General features: G+C 75.3%; 14 protein-coding genes. 8 read left to right on the top strand and 6 right to left on the bottom strand.

The window, feature by feature from the left end:
- Positions 1–14: 14 nt before the first annotated feature.
- The 3 genes from ACIGAN_RS14275 to ACIGAN_RS14265 form a co-directional block, all read right to left on the bottom strand.
- The gene (locus tag ACIGAN_RS14275) at positions 15–554 is read right to left on the bottom strand and encodes a hypothetical protein (protein WP_399857906.1); all 540 of its coding nucleotides are present in this window, start codon (positions 552–554) and stop codon (positions 15–17) included.
- 32 nt (positions 555–586) lie between these two features.
- Positions 587–1,162: an RNA polymerase sigma factor gene (locus ACIGAN_RS14270; protein WP_365740356.1), complete on the bottom strand. Its 576-nt coding sequence runs from the start codon at positions 1,160–1,162 to the stop codon at positions 587–589.
- A gap of 62 nt (positions 1,163–1,224) precedes the next feature.
- On the bottom strand, positions 1,225–2,655 hold the full coding sequence (locus tag ACIGAN_RS14265; RefSeq protein WP_399857411.1) for a S8/S53 family peptidase: 1,431 nt from the start codon (positions 2,653–2,655) through the stop codon (positions 1,225–1,227).
- A 140-nt stretch (positions 2,656–2,795) separates the two neighbouring features.
- Between ACIGAN_RS14265 and ACIGAN_RS14260 the strand changes: the two genes are divergently transcribed.
- Positions 2,796–5,402, top strand: coding sequence for a CHAT domain-containing protein (locus ACIGAN_RS14260; protein ID WP_399857409.1), 2,607 nt, complete (start codon positions 2,796–2,798; stop codon positions 5,400–5,402).
- A gap of 184 nt (positions 5,403–5,586) precedes the next feature.
- On the opposite strand, the gene ACIGAN_RS14255 is transcribed toward ACIGAN_RS14260, so the two are convergent.
- The gene (locus ACIGAN_RS14255; RefSeq protein WP_399857407.1) at positions 5,587–7,317 is read right to left on the bottom strand and encodes a LuxR family transcriptional regulator AbsR2; all 1,731 of its coding nucleotides are present in this window, start codon (positions 7,315–7,317) and stop codon (positions 5,587–5,589) included.
- Between the two features lie 96 nt (positions 7,318–7,413).
- Here ACIGAN_RS14255 and ACIGAN_RS14250 point away from each other — a divergent pair, with 96 nt between their 5' ends.
- Positions 7,414–8,496: a beta-glucuronidase AbsR1 gene (locus ACIGAN_RS14250; protein ID WP_399857405.1), complete on the top strand. Its 1,083-nt coding sequence runs from the start codon at positions 7,414–7,416 to the stop codon at positions 8,494–8,496.
- A 313-nt stretch (positions 8,497–8,809) separates the two neighbouring features.
- Here ACIGAN_RS14250 and tal read toward each other — a convergent pair whose 3' ends face one another.
- Positions 8,810–9,943, bottom strand: coding sequence for a transaldolase (tal, locus tag ACIGAN_RS14245; protein WP_365099312.1), 1,134 nt, complete (start codon positions 9,941–9,943; stop codon positions 8,810–8,812).
- Positions 9,944–10,868: 925 nt separating this feature from the next.
- Between tal and ACIGAN_RS14240 the strand changes: the two genes are divergently transcribed.
- The 6 genes from ACIGAN_RS14240 to ACIGAN_RS14215 all read left to right on the top strand — a co-directional run bounded on the left by ACIGAN_RS14240 (position 10,869) and on the right by ACIGAN_RS14215 (position 17,176).
- Entirely contained in the window at positions 10,869–12,041 is a 1,173-nt protein-coding gene (locus ACIGAN_RS14240) for a 3-deoxy-7-phosphoheptulonate synthase (RefSeq protein ID WP_365099311.1), read from the top strand.
- A gap of 85 nt (positions 12,042–12,126) precedes the next feature.
- On the top strand, positions 12,127–12,897 hold the full coding sequence (locus ACIGAN_RS14235) for a 2,3-dihydro-2,3-dihydroxybenzoate dehydrogenase (protein WP_399857402.1): 771 nt from the start codon (positions 12,127–12,129) through the stop codon (positions 12,895–12,897).
- Positions 12,898–12,941: 44 nt separating this feature from the next.
- Positions 12,942–13,565 carry an isochorismatase family protein gene (locus ACIGAN_RS14230; protein ID WP_365099309.1) on the top strand — a complete coding sequence of 208 codons (624 nt, stop codon included), beginning with the start codon at positions 12,942–12,944 and terminating at the stop codon, positions 13,563–13,565.
- Complete coding sequence (locus tag ACIGAN_RS14225; protein ID WP_399857400.1) at positions 13,562–15,505, top strand: anthranilate synthase family protein; 1,944 nt, start codon at positions 13,562–13,564, stop codon at positions 15,503–15,505. Before ACIGAN_RS14230 ends, ACIGAN_RS14225 begins: the two co-directional genes overlap by 4 nt.
- Complete coding sequence (aroC, locus tag ACIGAN_RS14220; protein ID WP_399857398.1) at positions 15,474–16,658, top strand: chorismate synthase; 1,185 nt, start codon at positions 15,474–15,476, stop codon at positions 16,656–16,658. Before ACIGAN_RS14225 ends, aroC begins: the two co-directional genes overlap by 32 nt.
- The gene (locus tag ACIGAN_RS14215) at positions 16,655–17,176 is read left to right on the top strand and encodes a shikimate kinase (protein ID WP_365099345.1); all 522 of its coding nucleotides are present in this window, start codon (positions 16,655–16,657) and stop codon (positions 17,174–17,176) included. The genes aroC and ACIGAN_RS14215 overlap by 4 nt, the downstream gene beginning before the upstream one ends.
- Before the next feature lie 59 nt (positions 17,177–17,235).
- Here ACIGAN_RS14215 and ACIGAN_RS14210 read toward each other — a convergent pair whose 3' ends face one another.
- Positions 17,236–18,093: an arylamine N-acetyltransferase family protein gene (locus tag ACIGAN_RS14210; RefSeq protein ID WP_365740363.1), complete on the bottom strand. Its 858-nt coding sequence runs from the start codon at positions 18,091–18,093 to the stop codon at positions 17,236–17,238.
- Between the last annotated feature and the right edge of the window lie 174 nt (positions 18,094–18,267).

Genomic DNA, 18,267 nt, shown 5'->3' with positions numbered 1-18,267 from the left:
CGCGCCCCCGGTCTTCAGGCGCGCAGCCACTCCGTCACGACGACGTCCGCGTCCGTGCGCAGCCGCAGCGCGAACGGGCCGGACGGGGGCGCGTCGGCGGTGAAGCGGCCGAGGTCGTCCGCCGTCAACGGGGCGCCGGGGGCCGGACCGCCCAGGATCTCGATCCGGGCCGGCTGCGGCGGCAGCACCTGGCCCAGCAGCCCGTCCCGCGTCACCTCGACGTCGACCGTCACCTCGCCCGCCCGGAAGGTCAGCATCCGGGGGGCTGCGGGGGCGCCCCGGACCGGGAGGGCGTCGACCAGCGAGTCGAAGGTCAGCTCGGCGACCCGGGCGTCCAGGTCGTGCAGCGCGTAGGCCTCGACGGCCAGGTGCTGGAGCTCCGCGGGGACCGGGTCGAGGACGGCGGAGGCCCGCCGCAGCTCCTCCTCCAGCAGACCGTCGTCGAACTCCCCGTCGTCGTACTCCCCGTCACGGAAGTCCCCGTCGTCGAAGTCCACTGCGCCGAAGAGGCCCTCACCGCCGGGCTCCGCTCCGCCGTGGTGCCCGCCGTTCATACGGCCCTCGTCGTCCGTGCCGTCCATGCCGCTCACCTCGCCCCCCGTGCTTCCAGCCGGGCCCGCAGCCGGCGCAGGCAGCGCTGGCGCAGCGGTCCGACGCTGCCCACCGCGATGCCGAGCGCGGCGGACACCTCCTGGTAGCTGGGCGGCGGTGCGGCCATCAGCACCCGCAGCAACTGCCTGCATCGCTCGCCCAGTTCCTCGAACTCCTGCCACAGCCGCCGCACGCGCTCGCTCTGGGCGGCGGCCTCCTCGGAGTCGAGCAGCGACTGTTCCGGCGTGCCGTCCTCGCTGACGCGGTCCAGCAGCCGCGGATCGTCGGTCAGCGTCAGCCGCTGCGCGCTCCTGATCACCTTCAGGCACTCGTTGCGCGCCGTGCTCGCCAGCCAGGCGCCCGCCTTGTCGGGCTCCCTGAGCCGCCCGAGGTGCTGGGCGAAGCGGAACCACGCGGTCTGGTACACCTCGTGGGCGTCCGCGTCGGAGAGCCGGTGGGCCCGCACCACCGACCACACCAGGGGGCTCAGCCCTTCCACGAGCGCCTTCCAGGCCGCCGCGTCGCCGTCGGCCGCGGCCTGGACGAGCGCGCCGGCATCAGTACGGTCCACGGCAGCCCCACCCCTCGTGTACGGCACGTCATCGTACGCCGAGGAGGGGGCGGTAGCGGCCCTCACAGGCCCGGAGCCTGGCGCACGACCGGCACCGGGCGCCAGGTGGGCGGCCGCAGGGCCGGGACGTACGCCCCGCGCACCTCGGCCCCTGCCGCCTCCGTGGCCAGGAGCCGGCGCCGGGCCGCGCGCGGGTCGGTCTCCCCGTGCGCCGTCATGTGGGCGGCGATCAGGCCCGCGGTCACGGGGGTGGCGAAGGAGGTGCCGCTCCACTGCGCGTACCCCTCGAACATCACCTGGTCCGGTTTGGCGGCGTTGCCCTCGTCGCTCAGGACACCGCTGTGCCGCGGGTGCCGGCAGGTGCAGTCGTAGGTGAAGCCGTAGCGGCAGGCGTCGTAGGTGGAGTGCTGGTAGACGTACGGGACGGGTGTGTCGAAGCCGGTGAGGGCGCTGGTGAGGCGCTCGCCGGGGGCGTAGACCTTCACCCAGGGGCCGTGGTTGGTGAAGCAGGCGCCGTGCTCGCCGTCGCTGCGCAGCGCGCCGACCGACAGCACCGCGTCCTCCCAGCCGGGCAGGTCGGCGTAGGCCGCGGGCCAGAAGGGGCTCGCGGCGGCGTTGTTGCCGGCGGCGGCGACCAGCAGGGTGCGCTGCGCGCGCAGTTCCCGCATGAAGTTCTCCACGCCGAGCAGTCCGTCGGTGCGGCCGTTGGAGGTGCCCGCCGACAGGCTGAGCACGTCGGGCCAGCCGCCGGCGTCGACGGCCTCGAAGAGCTTCTCGCCGAACTCCGACTCCAGGATGGCGCCGGCGTCGTTGAGGGTGCCGCGGACGGTGATGTCGGTGTTGGGCGCGACGGCGGCGACCAGCCCGGCGATGAACGTGCCGTGGCCGACGTACGGCCGCAGGATCCCCTGCTCGTCGCACTCCTGGAGCTGGGCGTCGCCGTCCGTGTGGGCGAGCAGCCCGCAGGAGCGGAAGTCGTGCGTGAGGCCGGTGTCGACGACGAGGACGCCCACGGCGGTCGCCGGATCGTGGGGGGTGCCGGCGGGCGCCGGGTTGGGCGGCTCGCTCAGCGGGGCGGGGGCCGGCTCGTCGCCGGGGCAGGCGTTGACCGCGATGTGCACCACGTGGTTGCGGGCGACCATCCGGCGCCCCGCCCTCGCCTCGTGCGCGCGCACCGACCGCAGCGCGTGGGCGACGGCCCGGTCCGCTCCGGGGTGTCCCTCGCCGGGGTCGCCGACCCGGATCCGGGTGACACCGCTGCGGTTGGCCGCCGGGCCCGCGCGGCGGACCTGCTCCTGGTCGAGGTCGGGCGCCGCCGTGAAGTGGGCCCGTACCGTGTCCTCGACGATCTGTGCCTCCTCGCCGTCGCGGACGAGGACGACGCCCTTCTCGTACAGGAACTCGGCCGAGTCGTCGGGCCCCATGGCCAGGGGGACGCCCGGCATCGAGCGCTGGATCTGCGCGAACTGCTCGTGGAAGCGCTGAGGTGCCATGGCGTGTCCTCCCGTTGGTGCGACGGCGTCGGTCGGTGCGCGGCGCGGGCGTCGATTCTGACGAACAAGAGTCGCCGGGCGGGTTTTTGATACAGCTCCGCACCTGTGGGGTGCCGTGGGGTGCCACTACCATCCGAGAGGTGACGGCGGGAAGCGACTCGGTGCTGGACCTGCTGCCGATGGTGTTCGCCGACCCGGGCGAGGCCCTCGCGCGGGCCCGGGCGCTGCTGGACACCCGTCCCGCGCCGCTGCACGCCTGCGTCGCCCACCAGGTGATCGGCATCTGGCAGCGGGACTTCGGCGATCTGCGGCTCGCCCTGCACCATCTGCGCCGGGCCCGGGACCTGGCGGCGCGTGCCGGCTCGGCCGACCGGGAGGCGGACGTGCTGGCCACCACGGGCGTGGCGCTGGTGCACGCGGGCCGCACCCGGGAGGGCCTGGCGGCGTTCGAGCGGGGCGTGGCGCGCGGTGGCGGGCTGACCCGGGCGCGGGTGCTGTACCGGCGGGCGTACGTGTGGTGGGTGCTCGGCCGGCACCGCGAGGCCCTGGAGGACGTACGCCGTGCCGTGCCGGTGCTGCGGCAGGCGGAGGACGTGATCTGGACGGCGCGGGCGCTGACCCTGCGGGCGACCGTGCACCTCGCGCTCGGCGCCGTGGAACGGGCCGAGGCGGACTTCACCGCGGCCGAGGCGCTGTGGGAGACCACCGGCCAGGAGCACGACAAGGCCGACGCGGTGGAGAGCCGGGGGCTCGCCGCGTTCCGGTCCGGGGACGTGCCGGCGGCGCTGCGGCTGCTGGACGAGGCGGAGGAACGGTACGCGCGGCTGGGCACGCCGACGTTCATGCTGAACATCCGGCGCTGCGAGGTGCTGATGGCGGCCGGGCTGGCGCCCGAGGCGCTGGCCGAGGCGGACGCCGCGATCGGCAGGCTCGACGGGATCGGCGGGCAGTCCACCCGCAAGGCGGAGCTGCTGCTGGCCGCCGCGCGGGCCGCGCGGCTGGCCGGGGACCCGCACACCGCGATCGCCCGGGCCGCCCTGGCGGTGCGGCTGTTCGCGGGGCAGCGGCGCACCTGGTGGGAGACGCACGCCCGGCTGGTGCTGATCGAGGCGCGGCACGTGGCCGGGCGGGCATCGGGGCGGCTGGTCGCGGACGCCGCCGCGGTGGCTGCGAAGCTGGCGTCCTTCGGGGCCCCGGCCGCGCCGGAGGCGTCGCTGCTCGCGGGCCGGATCGCGCTGGACCTGGGCTGGACGGCGGACGCGGAGCGGCACCTGGCCGTCGCGGCGCGCAGCCGGCGCAGCGGTCCGCCGCTGGCGCGGCTGACGGGCTGGTCGGCGCAGGCCCTGCGGGCCCGGGCGGCCGGGTCGGCGAGGGGTGTGCTGGAGGCCTGCCGGCGGGGCCTGGACGTGCTCGACGACCACCGGATGACGCTGGGCGCCTCCGAGTTGCGGGCCCGCGCCACCGAACAGGGCGCGGAGCTGGCCGCGTTGGCGCAGCGGGTCAGTCTGGTGTCGGGCGGGCCGCGGCGGCTGCTGGTGTGGAGCGAGCGCTGGCGGGCCACCGTGCTGGCCACGCCGCCGACCCGGCCGCCCGCCGACCCGGAGCTGCTGAGCGGTATGACCGCCTTCCGGGAGATCGTCGCGCGGGCGGAGGCCGCGCGGATGGAGGGCCGGCCGGTCGTGGCGCTGGAGCGGGAGCAGCGGCGGCTGGAGCGGGCGATCCGCTCCCGCACCCTGCACATGCGGGGCGAGGCGCCCGGGGGCGGTGACCGGTTCGACGTGGACCGCCTGCTGGCGCACCTCGGCGATGAGACGCTGCTGGTGGAACTGGCCGTGCTGGACGGGCGGGTGCAGGTGCTGCTGTGCGGGCGGGGGCGGGTGCGCCGGTTCGAGGCGGGGCTGCTCGCGCAGGCGGAGCGGGAGGCCGAGCACGTGCAGGCCGGGCTGCGGCGGCTGGCGCACCCGGGGGCCGACGCGCGGCTGCCGGTGGTGGAGGCGGCCGGGCGGCGGCTGGAGGAGCTGCTGCTCGGGCCGGCCGCGGCGCGGCTGGGCGGCGGGCCGGTGGTGATCGTCCCACCGGGGCGGCTGCACCGGGTGCCGTGGGCGCTGCTGCCGTCGCTGCGCGAGCGGGTGCTCAGCGTGTCGCCGTCGGCGGGCAGTTGGGTGCGCGCCCGGGAGACGGTCCCGCCGCCGGAGGGCCGTCATGTGCTGGTGCGCGGGCCGGGCCTGGCGACGGGCGGCGCCGAGGTGTCCGAGCTGGCCGGCCGGTATCCGGGCGCGACGGTCCTGGAGGAGGCGCGGGCGCGTGTGCCCCGGGTCCTGCGGGAGCTGGACGGGGCGGCGCTGGCGCACATCGCCGCGCACGGCACGTTCCGCGCGGACAGCCCGCTGTTCTCGGCGCTGCGGATGGCCGACGGGCCGATCGTCGTGCACGACTTCGAGCGGCTGGACCGCAGCCCGTACCGGATCATCCTGTCCTGCTGCGACACGGCCCGCTTCGCGTCCGTCGGCGCGGACGAGCTGCTGGGCCTGGTGACCGCGCTGCTGCCGCTGGGGACGGCCGGGGTGGTGGCGTGCAGCGCCCCGGTCAACGACGCGGCGGTGGTGCCGCTGATGCTGGCCCTGCACAAGGGCCTGGGCGCCGGCCTGTCCCTCGCGGAGGCCCTGCGCGACGCCCGGGCGGGCCTGCCGGGCGACGCCCTGCACCAGGCGACGGGCTGGGCGTTCTCGGCGTTCGGGGCGGCTTGAGAGGACTTGCGCGGGCTTGCGGCGGGACCGGCTGGGCGGGTCCGGCCGGGCGGGACCGGTGGCCCGGGCCGCGGGACCGGCCGGGCGGGACCGGTGGCCCGGATCGGCTCCGCCGCGTGGCGGCCGGAGTCCCGGGGCGGTCCGACCCGTCCCCTGTTCGGGTCGGACCGCCGGTTCGGGCGGGTCAGGCCGGCTGGGCCTCGGGGGCGTCCGTCAGCCAGGGCAGGGCGGCGCGGTCGCCGGTGCCGAGGCGGGCGTAGGCGCCGTACAGGTGGTTGCCGACGGTGCGGATCGACAGGGTGAGGCGTTCGGCGATCTGCCGGTTGCTCAGGCCCGCGGCGGCGAGGGTGACGATCTGCCGTTGCCGGGCGGTGAGTTCACCGAGGGCGAGGCCGGCCAGGGCGGGTGTGCGCGCGCCCTGGCAGCGCCGGGCCAGGGCCACGGCCCGGGCGCGGGAGCGCCGGGCGGCGCGCGGGTCGCGGTGGGCCCCCACGGCCTGGGCGTGCGCCTCGGCGGCGAACAGGGTGAAGCCCCGCCGCTCCAGTTCCCCGGCCACCTCGTCCAGGGCGGGGCCGTCCGCCCGGGCGAGCGCGTCGGCGTGCCGGGCGAACACGCCGCTCAGCCGGTCGATGACCTTCTCGGGGGCGCCGAGCCGGACGGCGTCGTAGGGGTCGGCGAGGACCGCCAGGGTGGGGTCGAGGCCGCCCCGGCCGTCCGACGGGTCGCAGGCCCGGGCGAGTTCCGCCCGGCAGGCGGTGTGCTCGGGGTCGCCGCGCAGGCCCTCCCGCGCCCAGGCCGCGGCCTCCCGCACCTCGCCGCGCAGCCGGGCGTACCGGGCCCGTACGGCGGCGTACCCGCCCGGCAGGGGGCCGCCCTCGGCGACCAGCCACTCTCCCACGGGCGTCGGCGTCTGCCGTACGTCGTCCCGGGCGATCCGGCGGGCCAGTTCGGCGCGTTCGGCGTCGAGGGCCGAGGCGTGCTCCTGCGGCGTCCGGGCCAGCCGGCGCGCCCGCAGCCGGCCCGCCGCGGCCCGCAGCACCGGGCCGTACAGGGGGTGGGCGAGGCGCACGGCGCCCCGGTCGTCGACGGCGACCAGGCCGTCGGACTCCAGGGCTTCGAGGGCGTCGAGGTCCAGCCCGTCCGGGTCGCCCGGCAGGGGTTCGGCGAAGGCGAGGCGGTCGAGGGTCTCGCGCTGGCGCGGGCAGGCGCGGCCCAGGACGGGGGCGGTGTGTTCGCGGAGGGCGGGGGTCAGCGGCACCGGGCCCCGCCAGGCGCGTTCGCCGGTTCCCGGTACGGGCGTCAGCCGGGTGCGGACCGCGCCGAGCAGGTCGCGCAGCAGCCGCAGGTCGCCCCGGGCCAGGTCCCGCAGCCGCCGCCCGGTGAGCGGGTCCAGCGGTCCGGCGCCGGCCGTGAGCAGCCGGGCGGTCTCCTCCTCGGGCAGCCGCTCCAGGGTGAGGCGCGGCAGCAGCTCACCGGTCCACAGCCGGGAGACCGCGCCGGGGGTGCGGCTGCCGTCCCTGGCCACGACCAGCAGGCGGACCCGGCCGTCCACGGCGAGCTGGTGGACCAGGGCGGCGGAGGCGTCGTCGAGCAGGTGGGCGTCGTCCACCAGCAGGGTGCGGGCACCGGCCAGGAGGTGCACGGCGCGGTGCAGGGTGACCGGTTCGGGCAGCAGGTGCGCGAAAGCGGCGAAGGGGATGGACCGGCTCTCGGGGGTGCCGGCCGCCCGGGCGCAGTCGGTGCCGCGGACCGCCTCGGTGACCAGGCGCGTCTTGCCGCAGCCCGCGGGGCCGGTCACGACCATGCCGCGGCGGCCGCCGGTCAGGGACCGGCGCACCAGCTCCAGTTCGTCCTCCCGCCCGGCGAACGGCCAGGCCGGCTCCAGCGTCGTCACGTCCCTCTGGTAAGTCGTCACACAGACATGAGCGCGCCTGCTCACGTTTGATACAGGGCGACTTGAGTAGCCCTCGACTCAGGTGCCCGGGCCGGGCGGCACGGCAGGCTGGGGCCCGTGACCGCACGCTACTGCTCGCTGGCCCAGGCGCCGGCGCCCGCCTTCGCACCGGGGCTGGCCGCCGAGCGGCTGAGCGCGCTGCGCGGCGGGCGGCGGATGTGGGTCAACGGCACCGCGCTGCACTACTGGTTCTTCGACGGCGACACCGACGCCTCCGTCATCCCCGTGCCGGGGACGGGGATGACGCGACGGGTGCCGTGGGGCGGTGCCGAGGAGCAGCGGGACGTGGTGCGCGCGTGCTTCCGCCAGTGGCAGGAACTCGGCCTCGGGGTCTCCTTCACCGAGGTCGACGACCGCTCGGAGGCGGAGCTGCGGATCGGCTTCCAGTGCGGCGACGGCTCCTGGTCGGCGGTGGGCCGCGACGCGCTGCTGGCCGGCCGGCACGAGCGCACCATGAACTTCGGCTGGGACCTGACCGCGCCCGGGGAGCGCGGCACGGCCCTGCACGAGATCGGGCACGCGCTCGGCATGCTGCACGAGCACCAGAGCCCGTTCGCCGGCATCCACTGGGACGACGAGGCCGTGTACGCCGAACTGGCGGGCGCGCCCCACCACTGGAGCCGGGAGCGGACGGACCGCAACATCCTGGGCAAGCTGGGTGCGGACGAGGCCAACGGCCCTGTCTGGGACCCGCAGTCGATCATGGGGTTCCCGTTCCCGCCGGGGCTGATCCTGGAGCCGGAGCGGTACCGCGCGGGCATCGACCCGCCCGGCACCCTGTCGGCCGCCGACAAGGAGTTCGCGCTCCGCTGGTATCCGCCCTCGGACCGGGAGCCGGACGCGCTGGTGCCGTTCCGGTCGGTGCCGCTGGGCCTGGGCCCGGGCGGACAGGCCGACTTCGTCGTGGACCCGCCGGAGACCCGCAGGTACACGCTGGGCACCTTCGGCGACAGCGACGCCGTCGTGGTGGTCTTCGAGGAGCGGGACGGGGAACCGCGCTACCTCGCCGGCCGGGACGACGGGGGGACGCGGCACAACGCCACGATCGGCGTCCGGCTCGTGAAGGGCCGACGCTACCTCGTCCGGATACGCCTGTACTCCGCGTGGGGTGCCGGCGAGACGGCGGTGATGTGCTGGTGACGGCACACGCCCGCCGCACGGACGCCTGAGCCACAGTCCGGCACCGGGGGAGAGGCCGGGGACGTCGCCCATGGGGGTGGGTGACGTCCCCGGCCACGCCACTCCCCCGCCGCCCGGGCGGCGGGGCCCCCTCGCTCGGATCACGCCGCGGACTCGCGGGCCGACGGGTCCTCAAGGCCGGGCCGGGCGCCGGCGGGTCCTCAAGGCCGGGCCGGGCGCCGGCGGGTCCTCAAGGCCGGCCGGGTGTCAGCAGGTCCTTAAGGCCGGCCGGGTGTCAGCAGGTCCTTAAGGCCGGGCCGGGCGCCGGCAGGTCCTAAGGCCGGGCCGGGTTCCGGCCCGCGTCCACCGCCGCGTGCAGGTCGCGCCAGGCGGCCGCCAGCCGCCGCGCGCTGTCGGCTTCCAGTTTCCGGGCGACCTCGTCGCCGTCGATGCCGAGGTCCTCCAGCCGGCGCCACACCTCCACGGCCGCGCCGTGACGGCCCATCAGCGTGTCGCCGCACAGGGCGAGCCGGCGGGCGGCCGCCTCCAGGGTGGGCGGCGTCATCGAGGTGATCGTGCCCCAGGTGACCAGGCGTTCCACGTACCGGGTGGGGGACGAGGACGGGTCGGTCACGGTGGTGGACGTCCACATCAGCCGTTGCGGGTGGCCCCCGGCGGCGGCGAGGTCCCGCCAGTGGGCGCCGCCGAACCAGTCGTCGTACAGCTGGTACAGGTGGCGGGCCCGCGCCACGGCGGCCTCGCCGCGCAGCGCCAGGGCGTCCGGGGTGCCCAGCTCCTCCAGCCGCGCGTCCACCTCGGCGTCCAGCAGGCCCACCGGCAGTGAGACGACCGAGGGGATCGTGCGCAGCCGCCGGCCGTCGGCCAGCGCGCGCCGCAGGCCCGCCACATAGGCGTCCAGGGCCTCGCGGTAGCGCGACACCGAGAAGACCGCGGTGATGTGGACGGGGAAGCCCTCGCCGACGCACTCCCTGATCGCGGCGATCCCCTCGGCGGTGGCGGGCAGTTTGACCATCGCGTTCGGCCGGTTCACCGCACGCAGCGCCTGCTCCGCCTCCGCGACGGCCGACTCGGCGTCGCGCGCGACGCTCGGGTCCAGGTCCATCGACACCATGCCGTCCAGGCCGCGCGTGGCCTGGTACACCGGCCGCAGCACGTCGCAGGCCCAGCGGACGTCGTAGGCCAGCACCGCGCGTACGGCGTCGGCGGTGCAGACGTCGCCGCCGGCCAGGGTCGCGAGCTGCTCGCGGTAGGCGTCGCCGGTCCCGACGGCCGCGGCCAGCGCGGCCGGGTCGGACGTGGCGCCCCGGACGCCGGTGCGCGCGATGAGACGGCTCAGGCTTCCGGAGACCAGGTGGCCGCGGTTCAGTCCGTCCAGCCAGGGCGAGACGCCCTCCGCGACCAGTTCGTCCAGCTCCAGCACGCCCGGTTGCCCCAGACGGTCCGACATGACGGGTCGTCACTCCTTGCCGATATGTCACGAGTTCCAGCGTCACGGTCAGGTTATTCGCATGCACCCGAGATGAACTACGGGTGACGTGGCACATTGGCGCAAAGTGGTTCCGACATCGACTTGATGAAGTACCGGCTATTTGACGAAGTCCGTCGATCGCCATTGGGCCGGCCTTCGCTTTCGATACAGGATCGGAGCGAACAGCCGGTCCGACGTCCGGCTCGGCCACTTTCGTCTGCCGAGGGAGCACCGCGTGCACGCGTCACACCGCCGTCCTCGACGGCCCTGCACGGGATCCGTCCGCACCCTGTACGCGGAGCGGCACCGAGGGGCTCGTCACCTGGGCGAACGACCTGTTTTCACCCGGCGGGCCCGGCGGCGGCTCCTCGCCGGCCGGTGCTCGGCCGGCTCCTCGGCCCCCGGCCGGGCCGGTCCGGGCACGGCCGCGTGACGGCCGTTCCGGTTTCCGCGCCGGCCGCCGGCGCGGGATGAACGGGAATGTGTCACCTCCCGGCCGGTAACGCATTTGCGCGCAGGCGCCATTGTGTGTCCCGGTGCCGGGGTCCACCGCAATGCGAGCAATTCCGCCCGCGGCGTTCCCGCGCCCTATCGCACGACCGGAGTCAGCACCGAGTCTTCACCGAGTCATCACCAGAGCCCTCACCACAGCTATCACCCCTGCTATTACGCGTGCCGGACAATGCGGCGGTCGTCGCGCCGCGGCGCGCGGACGGGCACCGCCCGCACGGACCGCGGCGGCGCCGCTCGTGCGGCCTGTCCGACGACCGGCGGCCCCGGCCCGGCGCGCTGCGTCCGGGCCCGCCGGCCCACGCCCGAGACCCGCACGGCTGCGCAGTCACGGGGTTTTCCCTGCCCCGGCGATGGCGCGCCGACGTCATGCCATTCGCCGAAGGAGACACCAGTGGACGACGCTCTGCTCGACATCAAGGACAAACCGGCCAGGCAGCAGCCCGAGTGGGGCGATGCCGCACGGGTGCGGCAGGTCACGGACGAGTTGGCCCGCCGCCCGGCCCTGGTCGACGCCGCCGACGTCGACACGCTGCGTTCGCTGCTGGCCCGGGTCGCCGCCGGCGAGGCCCTGGTCGTCCAGTCCGGCGACTGCGCCGAGGACCCCGCCGAGTGCACGCCCGGCTATGTCGCCCGGAAGACCGCCGTGCTGGACCTGCTGGCCGGCGCACTGAAGATGATCACGCACAAGCCGGTGATCCGCGTGGGCCGTATCGCGGGCCAGTTCGGCAAGCCCCGCTCCAGCCCCACGGAACTGGTGGGCGGTGTGGAACTGCCGTCGTACCGGGGCCACCTGGTCAACGGCCCGGAGCCCGACCCGGAGAGCCGGCGTCCGGAGCCTGGGCGCATCCTGGACTGCTACCGGGCGGCCGGCGAGATCATGACCCACCTCGGCTGGCGGGACACCGGGCGGCGGCACGCCGTCGAGCCGCCCGTGTGGACCAGCCACGAGGCGCTGATCCTCGACTACGAACTGCCCCTGGTCCGCCGGGACGAGCGGGGCCGGCTCGTTCTCACCTCCACGCACTGGCCCTGGATCGGTGAGCGCACCCGCCAGCTGGACGGCGCCCACGTCGCCCTGCTGTCCCGGGTCGCCAACCCGGTCGCCTGCAAGATCGGCCCGAACGTGACGCCCGACGAGCTGCTCGGGCTGTGCGAACGGCTCGACCCCGGCCGGGAGGAGGGCCGGCTCACGCTCATCGCCCGCATGGGGGCGGCCACGGTCGGCGACCGGCTGCCGAAGCTCGTCGCCGCGGCCCGCGAGGCCGGGCACCCGGTGATCTGGCTGACCGACGCCATGCACGGCAACACCGTCACCCTGCCCGGCGGGCTCAAGACGCGCTACCTGGAGACGATCGAGCGGGAGATCCAGGACTTCCAGGAGGCCGTCCGCTCCGAGGGCGGCGTCATCGGCGGGCTGCACCTGGAGACCACCCCGGACGACGTCACCGAGTGCGTCCCCAACGACGCCTGCGTCGACCACGTCGCGGACAAGTACACGACCTACTGCGATCCGCGCCTCAACCCCGGCCAGGCCGTCGCCGTGGCCTCGGCCTGGCTCGGCTGACAGGCCCGCCGGCAGCTCGGCCCGCTCACCCCGGACGGCACCGGCACGGCCGTCGGGCAGACACGCAGATGAGGAGGTCTGGAAGATGGACGGAAAGGTCGCACTCGTCACCGGAGCCGCGGGCGGCATCGGCGAGGCGGTGGCCCGCACCCTCGGCGAACGCGGCGCGGTGGTGGCCGCCGTGGACCGGGACGCCGACCGGCTGCGGCAGGTGGTGGAGAAGCTGCGCGCGGACGGCCTGGAGGCGCTGGCCCTGCCCGCCGACGTCACCGACGCCGCGCAGGTCGACGCCGTCGTCCGGGACGCCGAGCAGCGCCTCGGCCCGCTGGAGTACCTGGTCAACGGGGCGGGCGTGCTGCGTCTGGGCACCGTGCGCAACCTCACCGACGAGGACTGGACGACGACGTTCGCCGTCAACGCCACCGGCGTCTTCCTGATGTCGCGGGCCGTCGTCAACCGCATGCTGCCGCGTCGGCGCGGCGCGATCGTCACCGTGGCGTCCAACGCCGCCGCCACCCCGCGGGTGCAGATGGCCGCCTACGCCGCGTCGAAGGCGGCGGCGACCATGTTCACCAAGAGCCTGGGCCTGGAGGTCGCCCGGGACGGCATCCGCTGCAACGTGGTGGCCCCCGGCTCCACCAGCACGCCGATGCTCACGTCCATGTGGCACGACGAGTCCGGCCCGAGGCACACGGTGGAGGGGCGGCTGGACGCCTTCCGGGTGGGCATCCCGCTGGGCAAGGTGGCCCGCCCCTCGGACGTCGCCGGCGCCGTGGCCTTCCTGCTGTCCGACGAGGCGTCCCACATCACCCTGCACGAACTCACCGTCGACGGCGGCGCCGCGCTCGGCGCCTAGCCCCCCAAGCCCCACCGACGTCAGGCCACCAGGAGAAGAAGCCCATGGCAGGCATACCCGAGATCACCCCCTACCCGATGCCGGCGGCCGGCGACCTGCCCGGCAACGTCGCCGGCTGGTCCGTCGACCCGGACCGCGCCGTCCTGCTGGTGCACGACATGCAGCGCTACTTCCTGCGGCCCCTGCCCGAGGGCCTGCGCGAGGAACTCGTGGGCAACGCACGGCTGTTGCGCGAGCACTGCGCCGGACGCGGCATGCCGGTGGCGTACACCGCGCAGCCCGGCGGCATGACCGACGAGCAGCGGGGCCTGCTGAAGGACTTCTGGGGCCCGGGCATGCGCACGGCGCCCGCCGACCGGCAGGTCGTCGACGAACTGGCCCCGGCCGAGGGCGACTGGCAGCTCACCAAGTGGCGCTACAGCGCCTTCTTCCGCTCCGACCTGCTGCAGCGGATGCGGGCCGCCGGCCGGGACCAGCTCGTGCTGTGCGGTGTGTACGCGCACGTGGGCGTGCTGATGACCGCCGTCGAGGCCTTCACCAACGACATCCAGCCGTTCCTGGTGGCCGACGCGACGGCCGACTTCTCCGAGCAGCACCACCGGATGGCCCTGGAGTACGCGGCGCAGCGCTGCGCCGTCGTCGTCACCACCAAGGAGGTCCTGGCATGACCGGCACCGCGACCGGCGACCTGCTCGGCCGGATCCTGGGCGACCGGCCCCCGGCCGCGTACGCCGTGCTGCACCGCCCCGAGACGACGGGCCCGGGCCTGCTGGACGTCCTCGTCGGGGAGACGACCGAGCCGCGCAACCTCGCCGAACTGCCCCTGCCGGACGCCCCGGAGGGGGCCGCCGGCCCCCGCCACGAGGTCCTGGCCCTGGTGCCCTACCGGCAGATCGCCGAGCGCGGGTTCGACTGCCCCGACGACGGCACGCCGCTGATCGCGATGACCGTCACCGGTCAGGCCACCGTGCCCGTCGCCGAGGTGCTCACCCGGGTCCCCGACCTGCCCGTGGAACTGTCCGGCGGCCGCTTCGACATCCCGGACGAGGAGTACGCCGCCACCGTCCGCCGGGTCGTCCGGGACGAGATCGGCACCGGGGAGGGCGCCAACTTCGTCATCAAGCGCACCTACACCGCCGACATCACCGGCTACACCCCCCGTCACGCCCTGGCGGTCTTCCGGCGGCTGCTGCAGCGCGAGAGCGGCGCCTACTGGACGTTCCTGGTGCACACCGGCTCCCGCACCCTCGTCGGAGCCACCCCCGAGCGCCACATCAGCCTGCGCGAGGGCCTGGCGGTGATGAACCCGATCAGCGGCACCTACCGCTACCCGGCCACCGGCCCGACCCTGCCGCAGGTGCTCGACTTCCTCGCCGACCGCAAGGAAGCCGACGAGCTGTACATGGTCGTGGACGAGGAACTGAAGATGATGGCCCGGATCTGCGAGTCGGGCGGCCGGGTGGTCGGGCCGTACCTCAAGGAGATGGCCCGCCTCGCCCACACCGAGTACTTCATCGAGGGACACAGCACACGGGACCCGCGCGACATCCTGCGCGAGACCCTGTTCGCCCCGACCGTCACCGGCAGCCCGCTGGAGAACGCCTGCCGGGTCATCAGCCGGTACGAGCCCGAGGGCCGCGGCTACTACAGCGGCGTCGTGGCGCTGATCGGCCGGGACGAGCACGGCGAGCGGGCGCTGGACTCCTCCATCCTGATCCGCACCGCCGACATCGACGAGGCCGGCCGGCTGCGGATCGGGGTGGGCGCCACGCTCGTGCGCCACTCCGACCCGGACGGTGAGGTCGCCGAGACCGCGGCGAAGGCGGCGGGCCTGCTCGCGGCCATCGAGAGCGAGGGTCCCTCCCGCTTCGCGCACCACCCGCGGGTCCGGGCGGCGCTGGAACAGCGCAACGCCACCCTGGCCGGCTTCTGGCTGGCCGGTCACGGCCGGGAAGCCGGTCCGGATCCGGTACTGAGCGGCCGCCGGGTGCTGGTCGTGGACGCCGAGGACACGTTCACGTCGATGCTCGACCAGCAACTGCGGTCCATGGGACTGCGGGTGACGGTGCGCCGGTTCGACGAGCCGTACTCCGTGGACGGTCACGACCTCGTCGTCATGGGGCCCGGCCCGGGCGACCCGCGCGACGTCGACCACCCCAAGATCGCCCACCTGCGGGCCGCGGTGCGCACCCTGCTGGACGAGCGCCGCCCGTTCCTCGCCGTCTGCCTCAGCCACCAGACGCTGTGCACCCTGCTCGGCTTCCCGCTGGTGCGCCGCGCGGTGCCCAACCAGGGCGTGCAGCGGGAGATCGACCTGTTCGGGACGCTCGAACGGGTCGGCTTCTACAACACGTTCGCCGCCCGCGCCGAGGAGGACAAGGCCGAGTGCGAGGGCGTGGGCGTGGTGGAGATCAGCCGCGACGCCGGGACCGGCGAGGTGCACGCGCTGCGCGGTCCGCACTTCGCGTCGATGCAGTTCCACCCCGAGTCGGTGCTCACGCAGGACGGTGTGCGCATCGTCGGCGAACTGATCAAGGAGGTCCTCTCCGACGCGACGGGAAAGGAGCGCGGCACCGTTGAGCAGGTTGCGCTGGCTGACCGCGGGTGAGTCCCACGGTCCCGCACTCGTGGCGACGCTGGAGGGGCTTCCCGCCGGCGTGCCGATCACCACGGACATGGTGGCGGACCATCTCGCGAGGCGGCGGCTGGGTTATGGCCGCGGTGCCCGGATGAAGTTCGAGCGGGACGAGGTCACCTTCCTCGGCGGCGTGCGGCACGGCCTGACGCTGGGCTCGCCCGTGGCGATCATGGTGGGCAACACGGAGTGGCCGAAGTGGGAGCAGGTCATGGCGGCCGATCCGGTCGATCCGGAGGTGCTGGCGGGGCTGGCCCGTAACGCGCCGCTGACCCGTCCGCGCCCGGGGCATGCCGACCTGGCGGGTATGCAGAAGTACGGTTTCGACGAGGCCCGGCCGATCCTGGAGCGTGCCTCGGCGCGGGAGACGGCGGCCCGGGTGGCTCTCGGCGCCGTGGCCCGGTCGTACCTCAAGGAGACCACCGGCGTCGAGATCGTCTCTCACGTGGTCGAGCTGGCCTCGGCCAAGGCGCCGAAGGGGGTGTACCCGACGCCGGGGGATGTGGAGCGGCTGGACGCGGATCCGGTGCGCTGTCTGGACGCGGACGCCTCGAAGGCGATGGTCGCCGAGATCGACCAGGCCCACAAGGACGGTGACACCCTCGGCGGTGTGGTGGAGATCCTGGCCTACGGCGTGCCCGTGGGGCTGGGTTCGCACGTGCACTGGGACCGCAAGCTCGACGCCCGCTTGGCGGGTGCGCTGATGGGCATCCAGGCCATCAAGGGTGTCGAGATCGGCGACGGTTTCGACCTGGCCCGTGTTCCCGGGTCCCAGGCACACGACGAGATCGTCAAGACCGAGGCGGGTGTTCGGCGGGCGTCGGGCCGTGCCGGCGGCACCGAAGGCGGGCTCACGACCGGTGAACTGCTGCGCGTGCGCGCGGCGATGAAACCGATCGCGACCGTCCCGCGGGCGCTGCGCACGGTGGACGTCGGCACGGGTGAGGCCGCGCAGGCCCACCACCAGCGTTCCGACGTGTGCGCGGTGCCGGCCGCGGGGATCGTCGCCGAGGCCATGGTGGCCCTGGTGCTGGCGGACGCGGTGGCGGAGAAGTTCGGCGGTGACAGCGTGGCCGAGACCCGGCGCAACGTCACCTCGTACCTCGACCACCTCGCCATCCGATGAGCGGCCCGCTGGTCGTGCTGGTCGGCCCGATGGGCGTGGGCAAGTCCACCGTCGGGCGGCTGCTGGCCGAGCGGCTCGGGGTGGCCTACCGGGACACCGACGACGACATCGTCGCCGCGCAGGGCCGGACCATCGCCGAGATCTTCGCCGGCGAGGGCGAGGCCGCCTTCCGCGCGATCGAGGCGCGGGCGGTGGCCCGCGCCCTCGCCGGGCACGACGGTGTGCTCGCCCTCGGCGGCGGCGCGATCCTGGATCCGCGGACCCGGGCGCTGCTGGCCGGGCGGCCGGTGGTCTTCCTCGACGTCGACGCCGGCGAGGCGGTCCGGCGGATCGGCCGGGACCCGGGCCGGCCGCTGCTGGCCGGCGATCCGCACCTGCGCTGGCGCACGCTGGCCGCGGCCCGCCGCCCGCTCTACACGGAGGTCGCCCGGGCGGTGGTGGACACCACCGGGCGCGCTCCGGGGGCCGTGGTGGAGGCCGTGCTGGCCGCGCTGGCCCCGCGAGCGGCGCGGGCCTGAAGGCCCGCACACGAGAGAACTCCCCGCTGTCCGGCGGGGAGTTCTCTCGTGTGCGAGCGTCACTGCCGGGCGGCGAGGAAGTCGTGCAGCAGCCGTTCCTCCTCGGGGGTGAGCGGGAGCCCGAAGGTGCCGCGCACCACGTCCACGGTCTCGTGCGGGCGCAGGACGCGCAGCCGCTGCTCGCCGTCGCGGTACTCGGTCGTGAACTCGTTGTTCTTCAGCCGGTACCGCTCCTCGTCGTTCGCCCGCTGGACCACGAGCTGCCCCACGAAGGGCGAGCCGGGGCGGGTGGAGCTGACGTAGTGGGCGGCCTCGAAGTCGACGGCGTACTGCGGTTCGGTGCGGAACGCGTAGATGTCGAACCAGCCTTCGGGCCGCCGGTACTGCAGGAGCCAGTGGCCGTCCTCGGTCGTCAGCCGCCACGACCAGCCGGCGACGGTGCTCTCCGCTTCCGGGTGCAGGGCGAGGGGTTCGATCAGCGCGGCGTAGCCGTAGCCGGGGTCGGCCAGCCACACGGTGTCCGCGGCCCGCACGAGCAGGGCCGTGTGGGAGCGGAACCGGCGCTTGGCGCTGCCCTCGCGGATGCGGACCAGGAGCCGGGTGACGGGGAAGCCGAAGCAGTCGAGCGCGGCGGCGAACAGCAGGTTCGTCTCGTAGCAGTAGCCGCCGCGGCCCGCCTGCACGATCTTGCGCTGGACGGCGTCGATGTCGAGGGAGACCGTGCGCCCGAGGGCGATGTCGACGTTCTCGAAGCAGACGGAGTCCCGGTGGGCGCGGTGCAGGGCGCGCAGCGCCGCGAGTGAGGCGTCGCGCGGCCCGTGGTAGCCGATGCGGGCGAGGTAGGCCTCGAGGTCGAGGTGTTTGCTGCCCCACTCCGGGGAGTCGTCGACCACGAGGGGCAGGCCTGAGGTGTCCATGAGCGTCCTTCCGCCGGTGCGGGGGGGTGGGCCGGGTCGCACGGCGGTGGGGGGGGGGGGCCCGCCCGGGGCGCGCCCCGCCCCCCCCCCCCCGGGGGGGGGGGCCCCCCCCCCCCCGCCCCGGGGCCGCCCCGCGCCCCCGCCCCCGCCACCAACCCCCCCAACAACGCCCGC

This window comes from Streptomyces sp. NPDC085931, from assembly GCF_044540565.1.
Classification (GTDB): domain Bacteria; phylum Actinomycetota; class Actinomycetes; order Streptomycetales; family Streptomycetaceae; genus Streptomyces.
This window is presented reverse-complemented; position numbering and strand designations above follow the sequence as displayed.